General features: G+C 42.1%; 20 protein-coding genes, 1 tRNA gene and 1 other RNA gene. 5 read left to right on the top strand and 17 right to left on the bottom strand.

The window, feature by feature from the left end:
* Positions 1-20: 20 nt before the first annotated feature.
* The 12 genes from recO to coaD all read right to left on the bottom strand — a co-directional run bounded on the left by recO (position 21) and on the right by coaD (position 10,326).
* On the bottom strand, positions 21-758 hold the full coding sequence (recO, locus tag AOC03_RS08315; RefSeq protein ID WP_062535007.1) for a DNA repair protein RecO: 738 nt from the start codon (positions 756-758) through the stop codon (positions 21-23).
* Between the two features lie 83 nt (positions 759-841).
* Positions 842-1,963 carry a GTPase Era gene (gene era, locus AOC03_RS08310; protein ID WP_157049300.1) on the bottom strand — a complete coding sequence of 374 codons (1,122 nt, stop codon included), beginning with the start codon at positions 1,961-1,963 and terminating at the stop codon, positions 842-844.
* 179 nt (positions 1,964-2,142) lie between these two features.
* Positions 2,143-2,958 carry a ribonuclease III gene (rnc, locus tag AOC03_RS08305; protein WP_062535006.1) on the bottom strand — a complete coding sequence of 272 codons (816 nt, stop codon included), beginning with the start codon at positions 2,956-2,958 and terminating at the stop codon, positions 2,143-2,145.
* A gap of 170 nt (positions 2,959-3,128) precedes the next feature.
* On the bottom strand, positions 3,129-3,518 hold the full coding sequence (locus AOC03_RS08300) for a DUF4845 domain-containing protein (protein WP_227514217.1): 390 nt from the start codon (positions 3,516-3,518) through the stop codon (positions 3,129-3,131).
* A gap of 119 nt (positions 3,519-3,637) precedes the next feature.
* Positions 3,638-4,540 carry a signal peptidase I gene (gene lepB / locus AOC03_RS08295; protein ID WP_062535004.1) on the bottom strand — a complete coding sequence of 301 codons (903 nt, stop codon included), beginning with the start codon at positions 4,538-4,540 and terminating at the stop codon, positions 3,638-3,640.
* Positions 4,541-4,619: 79 nt separating this feature from the next.
* Complete coding sequence (gene lepA, locus AOC03_RS08290; RefSeq protein ID WP_062535002.1) at positions 4,620-6,416, bottom strand: translation elongation factor 4; 1,797 nt, start codon at positions 6,414-6,416, stop codon at positions 4,620-4,622.
* Between the two features lie 290 nt (positions 6,417-6,706).
* A tRNA-Met gene (locus tag AOC03_RS08285) sits at positions 6,707-6,783 on the bottom strand.
* Between the two features lie 175 nt (positions 6,784-6,958).
* Positions 6,959-7,341: RNase P RNA component class A (gene rnpB / locus AOC03_RS08280), an RNA gene on the bottom strand.
* Positions 7,342-7,406: 65 nt separating this feature from the next.
* Entirely contained in the window at positions 7,407-8,126 is a 720-nt protein-coding gene (bioD, locus tag AOC03_RS08275; RefSeq protein ID WP_062535000.1) for a dethiobiotin synthase, read from the bottom strand.
* Positions 8,123-9,436, bottom strand: coding sequence for an adenosylmethionine--8-amino-7-oxononanoate transaminase (bioA, locus tag AOC03_RS08270; RefSeq protein ID WP_062534998.1), 1,314 nt, complete (start codon positions 9,434-9,436; stop codon positions 8,123-8,125). The genes bioD and bioA overlap by 4 nt, the downstream gene beginning before the upstream one ends.
* Positions 9,437-9,439: 3 nt before the next feature.
* Entirely contained in the window at positions 9,440-9,688 is a 249-nt protein-coding gene (locus AOC03_RS08265) for a YfhL family 4Fe-4S dicluster ferredoxin (protein ID WP_062534996.1), read from the bottom strand.
* Between the two features lie 125 nt (positions 9,689-9,813).
* On the bottom strand, positions 9,814-10,326 hold the full coding sequence (gene coaD / locus AOC03_RS08260) for a pantetheine-phosphate adenylyltransferase (protein ID WP_062536627.1): 513 nt from the start codon (positions 10,324-10,326) through the stop codon (positions 9,814-9,816).
* 247 nt (positions 10,327-10,573) lie between these two features.
* Between coaD and smpB the strand changes: the two genes are divergently transcribed.
* Positions 10,574-11,047: an SsrA-binding protein SmpB gene (gene smpB / locus AOC03_RS08255; RefSeq protein ID WP_062534993.1), complete on the top strand. Its 474-nt coding sequence runs from the start codon at positions 10,574-10,576 to the stop codon at positions 11,045-11,047.
* 127 nt (positions 11,048-11,174) lie between these two features.
* Here the strand turns inward: smpB and rarD are convergent, their stop codons facing one another.
* Entirely contained in the window at positions 11,175-12,179 is a 1,005-nt protein-coding gene (rarD, locus tag AOC03_RS08250; RefSeq protein WP_227514216.1) for an EamA family transporter RarD, read from the bottom strand.
* Positions 12,180-12,524: 345 nt separating this feature from the next.
* On the opposite strand from rarD, the gene AOC03_RS08245 reads away from it, so the two are divergent.
* Positions 12,525-12,992 carry an Lrp/AsnC family transcriptional regulator gene (locus AOC03_RS08245; protein ID WP_062534989.1) on the top strand — a complete coding sequence of 156 codons (468 nt, stop codon included), beginning with the start codon at positions 12,525-12,527 and terminating at the stop codon, positions 12,990-12,992.
* 49 nt (positions 12,993-13,041) lie between these two features.
* Here the strand turns inward: AOC03_RS08245 and AOC03_RS08240 are convergent, their stop codons facing one another.
* Positions 13,042-13,344 carry a hypothetical protein gene (locus AOC03_RS08240; protein WP_157049298.1) on the bottom strand — a complete coding sequence of 101 codons (303 nt, stop codon included), beginning with the start codon at positions 13,342-13,344 and terminating at the stop codon, positions 13,042-13,044.
* 255 nt (positions 13,345-13,599) lie between these two features.
* Here AOC03_RS08240 and AOC03_RS08235 point away from each other — a divergent pair, with 255 nt between their 5' ends.
* The 3 genes from AOC03_RS08235 (at position 13,600) to AOC03_RS08225 (ending at position 17,694) form a co-directional block, all read left to right on the top strand.
* Positions 13,600-16,038 (top strand): YgiQ family radical SAM protein, encoded by a 2,439-nt coding sequence (locus AOC03_RS08235; protein ID WP_062534985.1) that lies wholly within the window; start codon positions 13,600-13,602, stop codon positions 16,036-16,038.
* Positions 16,039-16,325: 287 nt separating this feature from the next.
* A complete protein-coding gene (locus AOC03_RS08230) occupies positions 16,326-16,733 on the top strand; it encodes a hypothetical protein (RefSeq protein ID WP_062534983.1) in 408 nt (135 codons plus the stop codon).
* Between the two features lie 421 nt (positions 16,734-17,154).
* Positions 17,155-17,694 (top strand): hypothetical protein, encoded by a 540-nt coding sequence (locus AOC03_RS08225; protein ID WP_062534981.1) that lies wholly within the window; start codon positions 17,155-17,157, stop codon positions 17,692-17,694.
* A gap of 50 nt (positions 17,695-17,744) precedes the next feature.
* Here the strand turns inward: AOC03_RS08225 and AOC03_RS08220 are convergent, their stop codons facing one another.
* From AOC03_RS08220 to AOC03_RS08210, 3 genes are all read right to left on the bottom strand, one after another.
* Positions 17,745-19,952: a tetratricopeptide repeat protein gene (locus AOC03_RS08220; RefSeq protein WP_157049297.1), complete on the bottom strand. Its 2,208-nt coding sequence runs from the start codon at positions 19,950-19,952 to the stop codon at positions 17,745-17,747.
* Entirely contained in the window at positions 19,952-22,081 is a 2,130-nt protein-coding gene (gene ligA, locus AOC03_RS08215; protein ID WP_420480438.1) for an NAD-dependent DNA ligase LigA, read from the bottom strand. Before ligA ends, AOC03_RS08220 begins: the two co-directional genes overlap by 1 nt.
* A gap of 184 nt (positions 22,082-22,265) precedes the next feature.
* Positions 22,266-23,273, bottom strand: coding sequence for a cell division protein ZipA C-terminal FtsZ-binding domain-containing protein (locus AOC03_RS08210; protein WP_062534977.1), 1,008 nt, complete (start codon positions 23,271-23,273; stop codon positions 22,266-22,268).
* Positions 23,274-23,411: the final 138 nt, after the last annotated feature.

Genomic DNA, 23,411 nt, shown 5'->3' with positions numbered 1-23,411 from the left:
CTTTAGATTAAACTACGACTTTAAGATTGGTAACGTTGCTGCTGTTGCCAAAGTAAACGGCTTTGTAGCGGCTGATAATCAAGCAAATAATCCATTAGCTGTCGATACAAGCGTGACCATGCGCTAAGCGTGGCTACCGTAATACCTAACTCCGCCATGGCTACTATTTCGCTACCTTTAAAAACCACTTGGATAGTAGCATCTGCATTATCATTGGCTTGTACAATCGGCACTAAACCGACATCAGGTAAAAATCGATAAGTATCATCAGTTTTAATACTCTCGAGGCTGCTGTCTTGCACTAAAGAAACCGCAAAACCTAACTGCTCAAACAAATACTGCTCAAACTGCCGTAAACATAGTCGCAATTCCTGCGCCGTCAACTGCTGCTTTAATGTGAGCAGACTGTCTTGATAATGCTGCCAAAGGTCTGGCATTGGATCTTCAGTCGGTAATAGCTTCCAAAGTATCTCATTGAGATATAAAGCGGCATACTGCTGTTGACCGCTTATCTGAGCATAGCGTAATGATGTCGCGCTTGAGGTATCAGGCGCTAATGACACGATATTGATTTGACTAAAGGTTTTTAAATCACGTTTACCAGTGGCAAATAACTGTAATGGCTCAAATAATGGCGCGCCTTTTTTACCGATACCATGAATCACACCATGCTGCTGAGAAAATAAATAATAAAGCGCACGCTTTTCTTGATAAGGGCGCTGATGTAATAAGTAACCGGTTAAAGCTTCATTACGCATGATTTATTACCTCAGCCCTGACTGTTGACGCAGCTTTTGCACGTGTTGGTAATCAGGTGTATTAGCTCTACATTAACGGCTTATTAATATCCTAAGCTCGTTAAGGCACGCTCATCATCAGACCAACCACGCTTAATTTTTACCCATAATGTGAGCATGATTTTTTTGCCAAACAGCAGCTCCATGTCTTTACGCGCGTCCATCCCCACTTGCTTAATACGCTGACCTTTATCACCAATAACAATGGCTTTTTGACCAGTGCGCTCAACATATATTGTCGCATCAATAAAGGTACAGGCTTTACGTGGACGACCCGTTTTTGGATCCGTGTGCGCAGGTTCATCTTTGAAACCGTCAATCTGTACGGTTAAATCATAAGGCACTTCATCACCTGCACTACGCATGATTTTTTCGCGGATAATTTCACTGGCTAAAAAGCGCTCTGAGCGGTCAGTGATTTGCTCGGTATTATAAATAGGCGCAGCGATTGGCAAATGTGAAGCAATCACTTCTTGTAGACGATCTAAGTTTTGGTTTTTTAATGCCGAAACAGGTACGATATCAGCAAAATCAAAGCTGTCACTAAACGTCTCAATCAATGGCAACAGCGTACCTTTATCTTTTAACGTATCCGCTTTATTAATGACTAAAACCACAGTTAGATTGGTATTACCAAGCTTTTGTAAGACCAATAGATCATCATCACGCCATTGGTCTGAATCGACGACAAACAATACCAAATCAACATCGACCAATGCAGATACTGCCGCTTTATTCATACGCTCATTAATAGCACGGACTTCATTGCGATGTATACCAGGTGTATCAACGAATACGGCTTGCATCTCATCATTAGACAAAATACCGTGAATGCGGTGACGGGTTGTCTGCGGTTTGCGCGACGTAATAGAGAGTTTCTGACCCAACAAATGGTTCATCAAGGTCGATTTGCCAACATTTGGACGACCAACAATCGCGACATAACCGGTTTTAAAATCATCGCTTAAACGTTTGCGTCCACTTGGCGCAAAGAAATCTTCAATAGCGTCATCGTTGTTTAGGTCAACAAGACTATCTTCTTGCACAGACTTTTGCGTGTCATCAATAATTTTCACGGCACTTACATTGGTATTTACAGTTGTGTTTTCGGTCATATTCTCGGTACTATCTTCATGGTTAGATGGCAAATCAGTGTGATTGCTCATAGGTCGTTCCTGTGGTGTTCTGCAATAATTTCTGCTGTTTTCAATAATAGAAGCAGAGCATTTAGTTGCTGTCTGCCTAAAAATTCGTGCTATCTGAAAACGCGTGTTTTTAACTTAAACTTTTGCGATTAAATAATATTTTTATATATCGAGGCCTTCAGGTATTAAATAAACGTAAGCTATATTTTTTTAAGGGAATTTGGGAGTTTATGGAGTTGATTAATCATCAGCTCTGCCGCTTTTTGCTCAGCAATGCGGCGGCTTTCTCCCGACTCAGTAATATTAGGGCAATTCATAATATTTACCTCACAGCGTACCACAAATATCTGATACGGTGCATTGCCACGCGTTTCTACTAATTCATAATGCGGCAAGTCAAATTGCTTGGATTGCAACCATTCTTGCAAACGACTCTTAGCGTCTTTGAGGACTTTTTGTTCGTTAACGTCATTGATTAAATCACCATACCACGCTAGCACACAATCGCGAGTAACTTCCATATCTTTGCTGTCTAGATAAATAGCGCCAAGCAAGGATTCCACCGCATCGGCTAATATCGACGCGCGATTACGCCCACCGCCTTTACGCTCGCCAATGCCTAAAATTAAATGATTGGACAAATCCAAGTTTTGGGCAATAGTCACCAGTGACTCTTGACGTACTAAAGTGGCACGCATACGCGTTAACCGCCCTTCATTTTGAGTAGGATAGCGATGATATAACGCCTCACCAACAATCATGCCGAGCAACGCGTCACCTAAAAACTCTAAGCGCTCGTAGTTTTTTTTACTATCAAATGAGCGATGCGTCAGCGCCAACTTCGGTAAACTTAAATCATTAAACTCATACCCCAACTTGCGTGTTAATACCGCCAATCGTTGAATAAATTCTGCGGATACCGTTACAGGTTCACTAGTATTAGCTACATTGTCACTAGATACACTGTTTTTTTTGGCTTTAGGTACTATTTGGGTTTGTGGTAAAGTTGGTTTCATGCGTGGTTTTTGGCTATCCTGTTAATGTGACTAACTAATGGAGTAATGTAAAAACTAATAGGACAAAATATACAAAGATTCTGAACAAAGAGGAATTTAAAAGCACTTTTGTGTCGTATAGAAACAGTGCCGCATTGCTTATGTCGAAGAGCAAGGATGATAATGCTACCTTACTCTGTAGTCGCTTTGATGTCCCCTTCAAAACGGCTTACAATATCAACATTGCTAAAAAAGTTACTGGTTTTCTCATATTTTTTATGAATAGCGAGCTGACCTGTTTTCTTATTGGTAAAAGTAAACACGTCTTCTGCATTGGTGTCATAATTTGCATTAATAGACAGCTGACGATTGACACGGTCAAGAAACTGCTTCGCTGTCTCATTATTACTATTGGCTTCTTTAAGCTGAATGCCCAACTCTTTATTCAGTTGGTAGTCGCCAATTTGGGCAGGCACAATCGCAATGAGTAGCTTACCAGCAACTACAATAACAATTAACAGCAATATAATACTGGTCACACTAGCACCGCGCTGGGAGGACAAACTAGAAAGTTGCTGCACTATAAACACTCCTGAGCACGCTATAAAATATGTGAAATGGGCAACTATTAAACTGCTGTATCAAATTGCTATGCCAAGTTACAAAATAATCATCATAACTCTTTATGCTAGTTGCGTTATCAGTCGATAGCACCGTTACGCGTAAAGGTCGGTAGCTTAAGACCCGGTGGCTTATGCATCCAAATATAGACGGCTTTACCCGCTAGATTATCATCCGGTACAAAGCCCCAAAACCTGCCATCAGCACTGCGATCACGGTTATCACCCATCACAAAATACTGACCTGCTGGTACTTTAATACGCCACTGTGTCCCTTCAGAGCTGACTACTTCTGGCGCTTGCTGTTGTAAAAATGGTGCATACTGCGAACTGTTCATGCCCGTTAGATAACGAACCAAATGCTGATGTTTACCTTGCATTTCTTGGAAATACTGCGCATGATCTTCTTCTTGCTGACCCATTTCTACCGCTTGAGCTTCACTGAGAAATTGTCCGGGAGCAATCTGTCCGGCACCATACAATTGAGAAGTCAGTTCTGCATTGGCATCAAAATTAACCGCTTTAGTCGCGACTGGCACATTATTAATCGCAAGCTTTCCTTGACTATAACTGACCGTATCACCGGGCAGCCCAATCACGCGCTTAATATAGTAAATGCTTGGATTTTCAGGATAGCGAAATACGGCGACATCGCCATGCTCAGGCGCACCAGTATCGAGTACCTTATTATAAGTCAGTGGTAAACGTACACCATAGGCGTATTTATTGACGGCAATAAAATCGCCAGTATATAAGGTTGGCACCATAGACGATGACGGAATATTAAACGGCTCAATCAAAAACGAGCGTACAATTAACACCACAGCCAAGACCGGAAAAAAGTCATATGCCCAACGTACCAACATACTCTCTTTACCGCGACCACGTGTTTTACGTTGTTTCAGTGTTAGCTTATCTAATAGCCAAATAATACCCAAGCCAATGGTTAATGGTACTAAAATTAAATTAAAATCAAAATCCATACTCAATTGCCTATTAGCGAGCTACTTATCCAACGATGACATCCGTAAAAATAGTAATGATGATTCGTTTATCAATGATCTAATCAACCTGTAATACAGCTAAGAAGGCTTCTTGTGGAATCTCCACATTGCCTACTTGCTTCATGCGTTTTTTACCGGCTTTTTGCTTAGACAGTAGCTTTTTCTTACGCGACACGTCACCGCCATAACATTTCGCTAAGACGTCTTTACGCATGGCTTTCACAGTACTACGCCCGATGATTTGGCTGCCAATCGCTGCCTGAATCGCCACATCAAACATCTGACGTGGAATCAGCTCTTTCATCTTGGTCACCAGCGCATTACCACGGTAGCGTGATTGGGTTTCATGCACAATCATGGCAAGCGCATCGACTTTATCGCCATTAATTAATACGTCTACTTTAACCAACTTATCTACTTGATAACGCTCAAAATTGTAATCAAGAGAGGCAAAACCGCGCGATACCGATTTTAGACGGTCAAAGAAGTCCATGACTACCTCACCCATCGGAATATCAAAGATGAGCTGCACTTGACGACCCATAAAGCGCATATCGACTTGCACACCGCGGCGCTCAATACATAGCGTCATCACATTACCCAAATAATCTTGCGGTACTAAAATCTGACAACGGGCAATCGGCTCACGGAATTCTTCAATATTATTCGGTTCAGGCAATCTTGATGGGTTATCAACATAAATAGTACTACCATCTTTTTTGACAATCTCATAGATAACTGACGGCGCGGTGGTAATCAAATCCAAGTCATATTCGCGCTCTAAACGCTCTTGGATAATCTCCATGTGCAGCATACCGAGGAAGCCACAGCGGAAACCGAAGCCTAGTGCATCTGAGGTATCAGGCTCAAAGAACAGTGATGCATCGTTAATTTGTAGCTTTTGCAGTGCTTCACGGAATTTTTCAAAGTCCGTAGACTCAACAGGGAACATACCGGCATAGACTTGCGGCGTAATCTGCTTAAATCCAGGAATACGATCAACATCAGGCGTACTGGCATGAGTAATCGTATCACCAACTGGCGCACCAGCAATATCCTTGATACCCGCAATAATAAAACCCACTTCACCCGCTTGTAACATGCCAGTTTCTAACGGCTTCGGGGTAAAGACACCAATTGATCCGACTAGATGCGCATCTTTGGTCGATTTAATATAAAGCTTATCGCCTTTTTTAATCGTACCTTGGCGCACACGGACTAATGATACGACGCCTAAATAATTATCAAACCATGAGTCAATAATTAACGCTTGCAGCGGTGCATCACGATCACCGGTTGGCGCAGGAATAAATTCAACCAACGCCTCAAGTAATTTATCAACGCCCAGACCAGATTTTGCAGACACGCGCGGCGCATCAACGGCATCAATACCAATAATGTCTTCAATCTCTTGAATAACACGCTCAGGCTCAACTTGTGGCAAGTCAATTTTATTCAAAACTGCCATGACCTCAAGCCCTTGATCAACAGCGGTATAACAGTTGGCAACCGACTGCGCTTCCACGCCTTGAGCCGCATCAACAACCAATAGCGCGCCTTCACAAGCCGCTAATGAGCGTGAGACTTCATAAGAAAAATCCACGTGACCGGGCGTATCAATAAAGTTCAGCTGATAACGCTCACCATTGGGATGGTCATAATACAACGTCACCGACTGCGCTTTAATCGTGATACCGCGCTCACGCTCAATATCCATCGAATCAAGGACTTGCGCCTGCATCTCGCGATCTTGCAGCGCGCCACACATCTGAATAAAACGATCGGCAAGGGTCGATTTGCCATGATCAATGTGGGCAATAATAGAAAAGTTACGAATATTGGCTAATGCAGTCACAAAGCGCCTACTAAATAAGAGGAATGGGATTGGTATGTGTCAAAAATAACTATTAAAAATCAGCAATCTATAATGCCAAGCGTAACACAGCGACAATACTCGCGATAACACGCAGACATCTGCAGGTATTCTAGCAGTTTTCAACTATAAAGTAAGGCGATTTTGTCAGTACCCATTTCATGGGCTTGCTAAACAACGACCACAATAGCAGGATAAAAATATAGCGACGCTAAAATCAGAATATAACACGCAAAAAAAAACCAATCACTAAGGATTGGTTTTTTAAAATATGGTGGCGATGAAGAGACTTGAACTCTTGACCTCACGATTATGAGTCATGCGCTCTAACCAGCTGAGCTACATCGCCATTTTAGGCTCGGTATTATGCCGATATGAGTGACTGTCGTCAACCCCTAAAAAGCATTTTTTGCAAAAATATTGAATTAAATTCAAAATAAGCGCAATTTTAAAACACCAAACCGGTACTGCAATGTCTCTTTAAAGATAAACCAATAAAGAAACACATTTAAAAAACTACTAAAAAGGTTGGTAAACCGATAAGCCGGGTTCTGTCGTGGACAATCATTCCTCTAGGCGTATCATCGCTAATACGCTCAAGCAACCTACCCGCATCGAACGCGGGCCGCGCCATGCCGATACCTATTTGGTCTTGCTACGCGTGGAGTTTACCATGCCGTGAACTGTTGCCAGCCACGCGGTGCGCTCTTACCGCACCCTTTCACCCTTACCGATGACATGAATATCTTGCGATAAACATATAAGCCAAAGGCGGTCTACTCTCTGCTGCACTGGTCGTCAAGTTACCCTGCCCAGCCGTTAGCTGGCACGCTGCCCTATGTAGCCCGGACTTTCCTCCCCTGCATGTCTGTTGCCAGTGTGCAGCGGCGATTGCCTAGTCTACCAAGCGCGCTAGTATAGCAAAATTAATCCTACTTTCGGAAATTTTTTTAGCTTATTTTTAGCGGTAATTTATACAAAGTTTTGAGGGAGTATAAAATCCACATTATTAAAATTATCATCTTCTTGCACCGTTAAAGATAACCAATGCGTATTTGGATAATTCTCCGCTAAATAATGTTGCAAAAAATCAACTGTACTAGTCGCTATCTGTTTATCCGTCTGTGCAGCATTATCATGAATATGGTTATAAATCACGCTATGAACGTCTAGACCACGAGATTTTATGGCTTCTAAACTTAGCAACGTATGGTTGATGCTGCCAAGCCGACCTGATGTGACCAAAATAACGGGATAGCCTTGTTCAGCAATATAATCCAAGGTTAATAAATTCTCAGTAATGGGCACTAACAAGCCACCCGCCGCTTCTAGTAGCACCACCTCATAATCCGCTTGCAGACTGTTTGTGGCGCTCGTAATCACATCAGGATTAAGAATATCATTGGCAAGTCTTGCAGATAAATGTGGTGACGCCGGTTTTTCATAGCGGTAAGGGCAAGTGGTAAAATCAAGGTCGCAAGGCTGTAGCGGAATATCCATCAATTGACGATGGGTAATAATATCATCCGCAATACCTATCACACCGCTATCTGGATTTATTGCTACCCCAGTTTGCACCAATTTTTGGGTAATGACATTAAAACCTTGTTGCATCAGTGCTTTTGCAATCATGCCTGTCGCATAAGTTTTGCCAATATCGGTATCAATTCCGGAGATAAAGAGAACACTCATTTTTGACCTTGTTGCGTTAAATATAGGGTAACGACCTTTAGCAATGATTGGCATAAAGTGACCAATTCTGCATCAGTAATCACAAAGGGAGGCATGATATAAACCAATTTGCCAAACGGTCGCACCCAAATGCCATTTTCAATCAGCAAAGACTGAAAGGTCGGCATATTAACGGCGTCGTCTAGTTCGATAACGGCAACTGCACCCAAACAACGTACCTCGGCAACGCCCTCTAATAACGCCGCAGGTGCAAGTTGTTGTTCCATGACAGATTGCATGTTTGCGGTGCGCACTTCAATATCATAAAACAGGATTAAATCAATTGATGCACAAGCGACCGCACATGCCAGCGGATTACCCATAAAAGTGGGACCATGCATTAATGCAGAATAATTACTTTGGCTAATGGTGTCAGCAACGGTACGCGTGCAAAGGGTTGCGGCAAAAGTCATATAACCGCCAGTCAGCGCCTTACCAATTGTCATAATATCAGGGCTGATATTGGCATGCTCACACGCAAATAATTTACCACTACGCCCAAAGCCCGTGGCAATTTCATCAGCAATCAGAAGCACATCATGCTCATCACACAATTGGCGTAATAGTTGTAAATATTGCGGACTATAAAAGCGCATGCCGCCTGCGCCTTGAATAATCGGCTCGATAATAAAACCTGCTAATTTATCGCTATTTTCAGCGAAAAATGTCGTTAATTCATCACGTTCATTTTGGGTTAAGTCACGCTCAAACCCCATCGGTGGTGCCGGAACAAAATGCTGCATCGGTAATTGATTACCATACAAACTGTGCATGCCAGTGACCGGATCGCAAACACTCATCGCATGCCACGTATCGCCATAATAACCAGAATGAGTCGAGGCAAATTGCTGTTTGCTTGGACGCGCGGCGGCAACCTGATATTGCAATGCCATTTTTAGCGCCACTTCTACTGCAATGCTTCCGCTATCGGCATAAAATATCGCATCGAGTCCAGCAGGAACGATATCAAGCAGTTTTTTGCCCAAGTCTATCGCGGGCTGATGAGTCAATCCACCAAACATGACATGTGCCATCTTGCCCAATTGCTTGGTAATCGCCGCATTTAATTTGGGATGATTATAGCCGTGTACGCTTGCCCACCATGATGACATGCCATCAATTAGGCGCGTGCCATCTTCGGTGAATATATAGACACCGTCAGCATGATCAATAACAATATTAGGATAAGTGGGTGGCAGGCTTGCGTATGGATGCCATAGATGTTGCTGGTCAAAATCACTATGAATAGCGTTTGTTGCGGAAGTTGTCATTTTTTACTGACCAGTAATGCGTTTGTATTTGGATAATAAATCACTTTGGGTTTCGACATGATTCGGGTCGTGAGGGATACAATCAATCGGGCAAATCACCACACATTGAGGTTCGTCAAAATGCCCAACGCACTCGGTACATAAATCAGGGTCGATGACATAAATGTCATCGCCTTCTGAGATGGCATTATTGGGGCAAGCAGGCTCGCACACATCACAATTGATGCATTCATCCGTGATTAATAGCGCCATGAACTGCTCCTTGTTATTCGACGTACAGCTGATTTTTCTCAACTGAAAGATTGAGCATATAGCGATTGCTATTACTCATCGTTGTTTAAAATGTATGGCACTTAACATTGACGTTAATATATCAGTTATTTAATATCTAGCTTTTGGGTAAAGGCTTCTGCCACACAAGTGGGCACAAATTTAGTCACATCACCGCCCAATTTAGCGATTTCACGAATCATGGTTGATGAGATAAAAGAATAGTTCTGTGACGGGGTTAAAAAAACAGCTTCAAAATTCTCATCCAGCTCGCGGTTCATATTGGCAAGCTGAAACTCATATTCAAAGTCTGACATGGCGCGCAAACCACGCAGTACGGCAGTGGCATTTTTTTCACGCATAAAATCTACCAGTAATCCTTCAAAACCAATCACCGATACTTGCGGCAAATCAGCAAACACCGTCTCAACCAAAGCCACACGCTCTTCAAAATTAAACAATGGTTTTTTATGATGACCGGATGCCACCGCAATTACCACTTCGTCAAACAATTTGGTCGCACGTGTGACTAAATCGACATGACCGTTGGTAATCGGGTCAAAGGTGCCCGGATATAAAATCTTGGTATGTAGTTTTGAAGAAGTAGCAGCAATGCTCATAGCAATAATCTGATCGGTAATAGTGCTGTTCATCTTAGCAAATTTTGCTCAAATTTAACACTCATCTGCTACATTTGTTATCATAGCCCATCTACATTTTCGCCACATGCTTTGGTACAATAGGCAGTTCGACTCATCCACAATAAAACCTAGCGCTATAAAATCTAGACAGTTAGGATGAGGAATTATAGACAAGGACACGCTGATAATATTGGTAGTTGTCCTCAGAAGTCCTTACGAGGAAACCATGTCAAAAAAATCAAAAAAGCCAGACAATCAAATCTGCGCCAATAAAAAGGCGCGCCATGAGTACTTTATTGAAGAAACCTTTGAGGCAGGAGTGGTATTACAAGGTTGGGAAGTCAAAGCCATTCGTTCTGGTAAAATGACCATTACGGAAGCCTATGTCATCTTCCGTAATAATGAAGCTTTTCTTTTTGGATCGCATATTCAACCGCTGCTCAGTAGCTCAACCCACGTCGACCCTGATAGTATTCGTACTCGCAAGCTATTGCTTAATCGCCGCGAGATTGAAAAATTATTTGGTGCGGTGAATCAAAAGGGTTATTCCTGCGTACCGCTATCTTGTTACTGGAAAAATTCGCTGGTGAAATGCCAAATTGGCTTAGCACTCGGTAAAAAGCAGCACGACAAACGCAAAACCTTAAAAGACCGTGATTGGGAACGTGACAAACAACGCGGCTTTAAAAATGCAGACTAAATTTATTGGTTTAATGCTACTGTCTTAAATTAATTATTTTTAGCATAATAAAAAGGACGATTTAGCTATTTTGGCTGAATCGTCCTTTTTTATGGCTTTTTTATTACCTTTACAATTACTAATCTAATTATACAGCTTTATCTATAGTAACAATTTGAGCTTTGCGATTCAGACGCAATTGCTTCACACCATGCGCAATTAAGAACGCAATGCCTAACCAAATCAAGCCATAGCTATAGATCATCGCTGACTCAAACGGATTACCCAATAACGTCACCGCTAATATAAATAACAACGCTGGTTCTAAATAACTCAACATCCCGTATACATTGACCGGTAGCATTTGACTGGCATCAATATTGGTTTTCATCGCCAGTACACTCAGAATACCCAAACCTGCCAGCATGATAATAAAAAAGCCAGAACCTGCGACCAGTACCAAACTACTGGGTGCAATAAAAAATAAATAGGCGAGCGCAAACGGTATAAATAAGGTCAAATCAACTAACATACCCGTTATCGAATCAATGCCCTGTAACCTACGTATAATATAATACAACGGATACGTACCACACACCCACAACGTCGCCCACGACACACTTTGCGTCCGGAAAATCTCACTACCCACACCTAGTGCAGCAAATCCCACCGCTAACCACTGCAAACGGCTTAATTTTTCGCCAAATAAAACGCAGCCAAACACCACCATCATCAGCGGAAATAGGAAATAACCCATCGCGGTTTGTACGCCTTGATTATTGACTGGCGCCCACATAAATAGCCACAACTGACTTAAAAATATCGGCGTTGGCAGCAATAACAATGCCCACTGCTTTACTGTATTCAGTGCGCGTAACTTATCAAGATACACATTTAACCGACCACTTAATAACAAATAACCGACTAGCGATACCCACATGGCAATCATGCGCCAGATAAACACTTGCGTACCAGATAATGGCGCAAGAAAGCTACTATAGGCATATAGAATGCCAAACAGCACATTCGATAAAACCGCGTAAGCTACCCCCAACATTAGGGTGCGTTGTTGTACGCTGCCAGTTGTCCAAATGGCAGGTAAGAGTCGCCGTGACAAGGTGGACGCAAGCGTATTAGAGGAAGTAGTCAACATGCTAAGCACCATAAGTTGAGGGTAAATGTGAGTAAATCTGCCAATTGGACGATTCAAGTTATCAGTAAAGTTATGAATATCATTATTAGAATTTTACTGATTAAGGTTTGCTGATAACTGATAGTTTATAGAATAGTGTTAATAAAAATTCTCTATATTTATCTAATATTGATTTTATTTATCTATTTTTAACTTTAAAAACAGTTTTTTTATTGATATTTGCTTTATAACGGTAATAATTACGAACCTACATTATCATTCACCATTTTTTTATCCTAACACCTGTGTTCGATAAAGCATTAATCCAAGAGACTATCAAAAAAACTTCAAAGAGAGCTGAAGCCCATGACCCAACATCTAGATGATACCGACAAAGCCATTTTAAATTTACTGCAAGACGATGCCACGTTGCCGTTAAAAACTGTCGCAGAATATGTGCATGTGTCGATTGCCACGGCACAGCGCCGTATCCAAGCGTTGATAGACAATGGCGTTATTACTAAACAAGTCGCTATCGTGAATCCCAATAAGGTTGGCTACGGGCTAACAGCGGTGGTGATGATAGAGATGGCGCGCTCTAATACCTCGATGCAGCATCGCTTTGAGCGCCTGATGAATGCCCAGCCGCAAGTGATGAGCTGCTATGAAGTGTCGGGTGATGCGGATTTTATGTTAATGATTAATGCCAAAAATATGGGCGATTATCACCAATTTACCCGCCATCTGCTGACCTATGAGAATAATGTGCGTAACTTTAAAAGTCAGTTTGTGATGAATTTCACCAAGAGCGGCACGAAGATTTTTTTGGATTGATAGCGACCGTTAATTACTGCTGACAGCTACCGGAAAAAGCATAACATTACTATTTTTTGGCAGCCCTTAAATGAAGTAGATAAGGAATAGCAAAGATGACAACCAATAATCCATAAAGCGATAAAATAAGTAAAAATGAGGCGACATCAATACCGCCTTTACTCAAGTTCATCACATATTCAAAAGTGATTAACGCCATACCTGCTATCGGAAAGAAAAGCGCCACTACCAGATGCTTGATAGTAAAAGATTGACTACGATAGTAGCCCTTTTTATAAAAATAGACCGTCGCTATCAAATGAATGAGTGACACTACCGGCATAAAGAATCCTAAAATCAGCATCGCAAGCATGTTATTTATTCCAGAAGAATATCAATTTAGTTTGATAATTATAATTTTAAACAAACCCATACTCAGTAGATAAGCACTATTATAATATAACAGCAGTTTACCTCACACTATCAAACACTTATCACGAATCGTTTATCGCATAGTGAGGGTTATTCATGTTAAGATGAGCGCCTTTTAAAGTGATGGATAATTTACTGTCCTGACCTTTAAGAACCCTATCATTATATAGCTGCATTTTTAGCCAAAGGTTGTCCCATGTCTGCCGATACCATCGCCCGCACCGCTTTTAAACAGGGCACTACGCCCCTTTACGATTATGATAAACATTGGGCGAGCTGCTATGAGCCTGCGCCTTATTTACCGATGAGCCGCAAGGAAATGGACGATTTGGGCTGGGATGCCTGTGATGTGATTATCATCTCAGGCGACGCTTATGTCGATCATCCAAGCTTTGGCATGGCAATTATTGGGCGCTTATTAGAGGCACAAGGCTTCCGTGTCGGTATCATTGCCCAACCAGATTGGAAGAGTAAAGATGCCTTTATGGAGCTTGGTAAACCTGTTTATGCCTATGGCGTAACCGCAGGCAATATGGACAGCATGATTAACCGTTACACCGCTGACCGCAAAATCCGTAGTGATGATGCGTACTCACCGGGAAATGTCGCGGACAAACGCCCTGACCGCGCGGCTATCGTTTATAGTCAGCGCTGCCGTGAAGCCTATCCGGATGTGCCGATTATCTTAGGCGGGATTGAAGGCAGCTTACGCCGTATCGCTCATTATGACTACTGGTCAGATAAAGTACGCCGCAGTATTTTACTTGATGCCCGTGCGGATGTTTTATTATATGGTAATGCCGAACGCGCTATCGTTGATGTGGTGCATGGCTTATCAAAAGGCTATACCCTTGAGCAAATGAGTAGCCTGCGCGGTACGTGTTATTTATTGACCCCGTCGCGTCGCCATTGGCAAGCGGGCATGGTCGAGGTTGTCAGTAATGACGTTGATACCGTGGGTCGTGTTGACCCGATTATCAATCCGTATGTGATGACGGAAGACGTTGATTCTTGCTCAATCGAGCAAGATAAAACCACAATATCACCGTTACAAAACTCTATGTCTTCTCAGTATCCTGGCTTCGTATCTGAACCGGTAACGAATAAAGTTATTAATGCTGATCAAGTAGATGAAGATACGCAAGTGGTGCAGATGCGCGGCTTTGATAGAACTGAAAACGATAAGCCTAAAACCGCCCTTAAACATAAGCTAAAATTGCCGCCACGCGAAAAGACGGTCATTCGCTTACCCGATTACGAACACGTCAAATCTGACCCCGTGCTGTACGCGCATGCCAACCGTATTTTACATCTGGAAACCAATCCCGGTAACGCGCGCGCCTTAGTACAGCGTCATAGCAGCGGTGCGGGTAACTCATTCACTTCAATTGATGTGTGGCTCAATCCGCCACCGATTCCACTATCGACGGAAGAGATGGATTATGTGTTTGACTTGCCATATGCGCGTCTACCGCATCCAAGTTATGGTGATGCACGTATTCCTGCATATGACATGATTAAATTCTCCGTCAATATCATGCGCGGCTGCTTTGGTGGCTGTACTTTTTGCTCGATTACTGAGCACGAAGGGCGCATTATTCAAAACCGCTCGGAAGAATCTATCCTGCGTGAAGTGGAAGCCATTCGTGATACTGCGCCTAGCTTTACTGGCGTGATATCTGACCTTGGTGGTCCAACTGCCAATATGTATCGTCTCAGCTGTAAAGATGAAACTATTGAAAAGAACTGCCGGAAGCCCTCTTGTGTCTATCCTGATGTTTGCGAAAATCTCATTACCGACCATAGCAATTTAACCAAGCTATATCGTAAAGCACGTGATATCAAAGGCGTGAAAAAAATCCTTATCGCCTCTGGTCTGCGTTATGACTTAGCCGTAAAAGATCCTGAATATGTTAAAGAGTTGGTCACCCATCACGTTGGTGGCTATCTGAAAATTGCCCCTGAGCATTCAGAAGAAGCCGTTCTATCAAAAATGATGAAACCGGGCATGGGCAGTTACGATAAATTTAAAGCCATGTTTGAGCAGTTCAGCCAAGAAGCAGGGAAAGAACAATATTTAATCCCCTACTTTATCGCTGCGCATCCGGGCACCAAAGATGAAGACATGATGAATCTGGCGCTATGGCTCAAAAGCTATGGCTATCGCGCTGACCAAGTACAGGCGTTTTACCCAAGCCCGATGGCGACCGCGACCACCATGTATCACACCCATAAAGACCCGCTGCATAAAGTCAGCCGTGAAGGCGGCGACATGGATATCGTCAAGTCGGGCAAACAGCGCAAATTGCACAAAGCATTCTTACGCTATCACGATCCAAAGAACTGGGCGCTACTGCGTGAGGCGTTAAAAGCCATGGGGCGCAGTGACCTTATTGGCAAAAATCGCGGTTGCCTGATACCACCATTCAATGCCAGTTTAGAAGGACGTGATGGTGCTCAAGACAGTTATCAATCAGCGCGTAAAAAGAACAGCCGTCTTGGTAATGATTCAGTAAAACGTAACAATAACAGCGCAACTGCGCCAAAAAATACTGCGGGTAGAAATGCTAAAAAAGTAAGCAAAGGCAATTTCCAAACTCAGCATACGGGACTGCCACCACGTAAAACCAAGTAAATATTACTTATAGCCTAACCTCTACCTATTAGCATCAATACGCTAAAATAGAGTCCCTTATAATAAGAGCGCACATCAGCCATTAAGCTAATGTGCGCTTTTTATTACCCACTTATTAGCGATAATAAACAATTACATTAGTCATTCATTAAGTAACGAGACGGACAGTTAAAGTACAGCTAAGGAACAATTTCTAACATTATCGAAGTTCGGTTTTCGCTACTATGAACGTCATGCGCTAGACGCATTAAATAAACGATAGACAAGCCTTACCTTTGGAGAAAATCATGAAAACAATGTTAAAATTTGCGATTGCCTTACCAACGCTTGCTTTACTTAGCGCTTGTGCGACCACTGCCCCTACTGTACCGACCACTGATGCTTCAGAAAGCGTGACCGATATGGCATACGACCGTATGATGCCACAGCCTTATACTTGTACTGACGGTGCTCAATTAACGGCAAAACAGTCTATCAATAAGCAACAAGTGATGGTTAATGCCACTGTGCCTAAAATTAAATGGTCACAACAGCCTATCCTATTAAATGGCGGTGTAGAAGGTGACACCTCAAGCTATATCAATGATGCTAATCCAGAAGTGGCCTATGCGTGGCACATGAAGGGCGATAAAGGTATCCTTGCCATGAAATGGAAAGACGGTACTGCCTATCAAGTGAACTGTGAAAAACGCTAATCTGTCACTGGTTTTAGTTAGTTAGTAACTGACTATCACCAATTACTGACATAGCAAGGCTCATTAAAACTATAATAATTAGAACAATAAGCCGACTATAATAGTAAGTATAGCAATAGTAACGATAGCGACTATTTATAAAAAACAATCATAGAAACAGTCATCAAACGGTGGCTGTTTTTTTATGTCTGCTTATTTTATAAGGATACTTATTATAAAAAACTGTCTTTATAAAAGGGCGTCTTTAATTTTTAAGGTTAAGATTTTGAAGGTTAAAACTTAGAAGTGACAGTTTAGATGGTGAAGTGAGGCAAAAACTGTCAAAATATCGCAGAACATGGTTAAGATAGTTAAGTATGTTTTAGCCGTTTTAATGCAGGCTTTAATAGTCCATAAGTGTATCAATGAAGGAGAGAGATCGATGGCAAAGCGCCTAATCAGTATGCTAATCATGAGCGCGGCAAGCTTATGGATACTCACTGGCTGTGATAACAGCGCCGATAAGGCTGCGGTCGAAGCCGAAAAAACCAACACTGCATCATCGATAGTATCTAAAGAGTCGACTACAGCGATAGATTGGACAAAAGTTGCTACCAACGAAAAAGCCGCCACCCGTGCTGATTATCAGTATCCGTTTGCGCTCGATAGCCAAAATGTACGCGACTATGCCGACTACTTCAAAGTCGATAACGCTACCGCCCAGCACAATTTGACCTTGAGTATGGCAAGTAATGAAGCGCTGTCAAAAGTGCTCGACCAACTGGGCACGAGCTATACCTCGCATGAGCTGACCGATGATGACAACATGACCCTGATTATTCATACGCTGCCTGATATCGCTGCCAGTCGCTATGATTACGTGTTTGCTGAGGACTTCGCTAAAGGATTGGTGTTACCTATCGTGATTCAGCCTAATGGTAAGAAAAGTGATGTTGAGGGGCATGGAGAGGTGCAGGAGTAACAACTGGTAGCGTATGTTTTTGCTCATATTACACACGCTATTAAAGAATATTAAGTTTGGCGATAAGGATTGTTTGAAAGCTCGATTTTTACGTCAGTATTGCAAAGCAGTTTAGCTAAATAAGGTTGATACTGAGTAGCAGCTGGTGCAATGTATATTTTATCAAGATGAGCTTTGACGTTGGCTTCATATTCAACATATAAAAACTTACCAAAATCCATTTTTACTTTAGGGTCTTTAAGAGAAGTAATATGAATCATACGACATTCTTGCTCTTCTTGAAAAGCAGAGTGCTTTATAAGATATTTTAATGGTAAAAGAATCTCATCAATTAAAATCGAGTTTGTTTCGAAACTACCAGAATATTTGTCTTTTATTGTTCTATAAGTAGTCCGTAGTGTCTTTAAAGATTCGACAACTTTTTTAGTTTTATCATCAATCATCTTTTCATATATCTTCCATTTCTCTTCAGGATTTTCTTCAGCTTCAAACTCTCGATAGAAAGTTAGTTGGTTGCGTTGGGCTAATTGTACGTACTCTGATACAGGCTCAATGTATATACATCGTATTACTGGATACCTATCAACATGCATGTTTTTAAAATCAATATGACTCTGATTATCTTCAATAATTTCAAAACCACCATTCGGTGTTTGAATATTAGTAGTAGGAGATAACAAGGATATCCCCCCTAATAAGCTTTTCGATTGAAAAAATTCTTTTTTAAAGACAAAGCTAACACCGGAGGCTTCTTTATTGTTTTCCTTGCCGTACAACCTAAATTGATTGAGGCTATCATGATTGAAGGTAAAGCAGCTGACGAACGCATGAAATTTTTTGTCGAAATCTGGTGCATAAAACTTACCTTCTTTGATATCATTCAAATAGCTATTCAGTAAATGCCCTTCACTAGGATCATTAAAATTACTTACTGTATTGAGACGAAAAGAACTAGCTTTTCCCTTTTCGTTTTCAATGTTTAGTAACTTATCCATTGTAAACGTACTCGTATAATGGGCAAGTTTACGTTCAGGATATTTTGAAACATTCATGCTGTTATTAAAATCTAGTGTGAGTAAATCAATAGTTTCTATTGTCTGTCTTAGTAGTTTTAGCAAAAAACGTCCAACACCCTCTTTATCATTTACAAGTAAATTGCAAATTTTGATATAACGAGAGGATTCATAAGGATAATACTCACTTGCTACTTCAAAAGCACTTTTAGCCTTCATGATTTCATTTTTTTCTTCATTGTCTATGAGAGTTGTGCCAATTTTCATTTGGCACTTCATATATTCAGCTAAACTATCTACTTGATCTATACTACGCCAAGCTTCTAAAGCTTCGTCTATAGAATTTTTTTCAACAAGTGCATCACCAATTAGTAATCTAGCTACTGAATAAGCTTTATTGTTATCTTCCTTTTTGAAATCATACCAAGCGTCTAAAGCTCCATCAATATTACCGCTTTCTTTTAGAATTTTTCCAATTTCAATCTTAGCCATTGCGTAAACATATAAGTCTTGCGACCGTTCAATATCTTCCAAAAATTTTGAAGCCTCCCTAGTGTCTCCTTTTTCTATATACACCTGACCAATTCTAAACCTAACTAAACTTTCAAGATTTTCAGATGAACTTTTATAAATTTCTCGAAAGATATTTAACGCTTTATCTAGCTCACCTTCAACTCTTAAAATTTCTCCTATCTCTAACTGAGATAGCACATAGTATATAGCATTGTCCTTTTTTTTAATTTTTGACCAATATGATACTGCTTCTTCATAATTTCCTGTATCTTTTAAGATATAACCAATCTTTAGTTGCGCTCTCGAACAGTTTTCTATGTCATCTAGTTCTAAAATATTTTTTAAAACTAATAGTGCATCATTAGTTTTATTTTTCCTGACTAGAATATCACTGATCTTTGTTTGAAAAATTCCATAAAGTTTCAGACTATCCTCTTTTTGAATTTTCGACCAAGATTGTTGTGCCCCATCAAAGTCATTTTTATTATATAGAATTTCACCAATATGCATTTGAGCTAATACGTAACATACTGAATCATCTAATCTTTGTATATTTTCCAACGTATTAATGGCTTCCCCAATCTCTCCATTCAGAAGTAGAGTTTTACCTATAATATATTGAGTTTGCGCAAATTTTTTTCCGCCATATTGTTCACGCGTAACCCTCTGCAAACCTTCAATCTCTTTCCGAATCTCTTTATCCAAATCTTTCAAGTCATCAATATCCATCATCACTCCTCCCCAACCAACGCCAAAAACTCTTCCTCACCCACCACTTTTACGCCCAATTTTTCCGCCTTCGCCATTTTTGAGCCAGCTTTTTCACCTGCTAGCAAAGCAGTAGTTTTTGCAGAAATACTACCCGATACTTTTGCGCCCAATGCTTGTAGTTTGGCTTTGGCTTCATCACGTGCCATGCTGTGCAGTGCACCAGTTATGACCCACGTTTGCCCATCGAGCGGTTGCCCAGTAGATACTTTTTGCTCGACTTTATCCCAATGGACGCCTGCTTCTCTTAGCGCGGTGATGACTTCGATATTGTGCGGTGCGCGGAAGAATTTATAAACAAGCTCAGCAGTGATAGCGCCCACATCAGGCGTGAGGAGCAGCTTTTCAATACTGGCAGACATTAAGGTATCAAGGTCGCCAAATTGCTGTGCGAGGTTTTGCGCGGTGGTTTCGCCAACGCCGCGAATACCAAGCGCATAGATAAAGCGCGCAAGGGTGGTCTGTTTACTGGCTTCAATGGCGCTGATGATATTTTGAACGGATTTTTCACCCAATTTTTCTAGCGTAATCAGTTCTTCTTGATGATTGTGCAATTGATAAATATCAGCAACCGTTTTAACCAAGCCATGATTAAAAAAGCCAATGAGCCAACGCTCGCCCAGCCCGTCGATATCCATTGCCCGACGCGAGACAAAGTGAATCAACGCTTCTTGCTGCTGCGCGGGGCAAAATAAGCCGCCCGTACAGCGTGCTAAGGCTTCATCGTCAGGCAGCACCACAGGCGAGTCGCACACCGGACAGGTGGACGGCAGCATCACTGGCACAGAATCGGCTGGGCGCTGCCCATGCCAAACGCGTGTGACTTTGGGAATGACGTCACCTGCGCGATGCACGCTAACCATATCGCCTGCGCGTACATCGAGACGTTGAATCTCACCAAAGTTATGGAGCGTGACATTACTGACAGTGACACCGCCAACTTTGACGGGTTCTAATTTGCCAACCGGAGTAATTTGTCCAGTGCGCCCAACTTGCCAATCAATGGCTTGTAGACGAGTCATGACGGTTTCGGCAGGAAATTTATACGCGGTTGCCCAACGTGGTTCACGCGATAAAAAGCTAAGCTGTTGCTGAAGTGCCAAACTATTTACCTTGATAACCGTCCCATCAATCTCAAATGGCAATTGTGCACGCTTATCAATGACCGACTCATAGTACTCTTGCGCTTCACGTGGATTTTGTATCACTCTGACGGCACTGACGCTAAAACCAATGTCACCAAGCCAAGCTAACGCTGCTGACTGTGTTTCAATGGTTTCGGGTAGTCCTTGATTGACGGAATAGGCATAAAAAGCGAGCGGTCGACTGGCGGCAATGCTAGGGTCAAGTTGGCGCAAACTACCCGCAGCAGCATTGCGCGGATTGGCAAAAACTTTATCGTCGTTCTCTAGCGCAAGGCGATTAAGACGCTCAAAGCCTGCCTTAGGCATGACCACTTCACCGCGTACTTCTAATAGCGCAATATCAGCTGCGTCTGCAAGCCACAAAGGTAAATTGCGAATGGTTTTGGCATTTTGAGTAATGTCCTCGCCCGTTTGCCCATCACCGCGCGTCACTGCTTGGACAAATTTTCCGTACTCATATTTGAGCGACACCGCCAAGCCATCGAGCTTAAGCTCCATCTCATACTCTGGGCTTTGCTGAGCAACACTTAAGCGATCATTGACACGGCGCATAAAGTCACGCAAATCATCGTATTCAAACACATTGCCCAGCGATAGCATAGGCGTGTCATGAGTAACTTGGGTAAACGCAGATAATGGCATATCGCCGACTTGATTAATCGGGCTGTCAGACTGCACTAAATCTGGATATTCTTCTTCGAGCTCAATTAAAGACAGACGCAATTGGTCGTATTCACTGTCTTCTAGAATAGGATTGTCGAGGACGTAATAGGCGTTATTATGAGTCTTAAGGGCATCAATGAGCGTGCGCATCTGCGCGATAATGGCAGCGTTAGATGTCGCGTCAGTAGCGATAGAAGGAGGGTTTGATACATTGGTTGATTTGTCAGTAGTTGGCTCAGAAGAAGGGGTTGGCTGAAAATCAGTTGGTAAAATAGGGTTAGTCATAGTCGGCGTCTGTGCGATTCAAGATGCCGATATGATAACAAGTTTATAGGATATAGTGCACCGCTAGAGCAAGAGCTGGCACAAATAACGTCATAGTAAATCGAACACTGGCGACGTTATTTACAGCTTTTAGACTTTTTATTTAATAACTCAGAGATGATTTTTATAGTGATTTTTAAATGAATTAGCCTTGATAATCACGAACTTCATTACGCAGCTGTTGCTTATATTCAGGGGTAATTGGTTCATTATTTTCATCAAGCATCATGGCGTTTAAATCGTTCGCCATCATATACGCGATACTCATCATGCTATCAAAGCTGACAAGCGCGCGCGGATGTGGCAGCGATAAAAACAACACCAAACCACTATAAACATTGGTCGCTACACTATGCGGGTCAAAGGGCGCAATACCATTTTCTGTAATGCCCATCATGCTGAACCACAAGATGCCCGTACCGTCTTTTTGCTCATAACGGTGGAACATATTCATCGCGCCAAAACGCAGACCGTATTTATCAATCAAACCCAATAAATCCTGCCCACGAATGACAACAGGCGGACGGTCACGATATTGATGCGGCAAAATAGTGATATTGATATTGTCTTGCGCATGAATTAGTGGACCATTTTGCGCTTCGTCCACTGGCTCTAGCAGATGATGGTCAAGTATCGGGCTGTTATCCGTAAAGATAGGCTCTTCTACCGTATCAATAACTGGCATTAAATGGTCGGTGGCAGACATTAAACTAGAAAAAGCATCGGCTTCTTGGTTGTCATGCATTTGACCAGAGTGCTGCTGACCATCAGCGCCCTGCTCTTTGGTTAAGTAGCCAAATCCAGTATTATCGTGCTGTTGCTCCGCCTGCCAACGCGCAAAGTCGGCACTGCTTTTTTCATTATAATCGTGATCGGTAATCGCATGACCTTGCGCAGGCACATCTTCAATCACCGCATTCAAGTAATCACGATTCGGTCCAATGGTGGTTTCGCCCGAGACGGTATCATCGAAGTCAGGCTGATCAACGATATTACGCTCATGACGAGGGATAATTGGAATACCATTCTTATCATAATTAATCGCGACGGCATCTGCATTTTGGCGACGGCTCACGCTACGGATGACCATAAACAGCCCTGCAAACAGTATAAATGCAGCAATAATAATCAATATAAACTGAATAGCGGTCATAAGAGAGATATCCTAATATATGACAAAAGGGGAAATAAAAGGGTGAATAATTGGCAATAGTCTAGCATGGCTGACCCATATCGTCATCACATTGTGTCGCTTTCCTCATTGCATATAATGGTTCATGTAAAACGCGAT

The sequence above is a fragment of the Psychrobacter urativorans genome (genome assembly GCF_001298525.1).
Taxonomy (GTDB): Bacteria; Pseudomonadota; Gammaproteobacteria; order Pseudomonadales; family Moraxellaceae; genus Psychrobacter; species Psychrobacter urativorans_A.
Note: the sequence above shows the minus strand (reverse complement) of the source record. Positions and strands in the feature narration are given on the sequence as shown.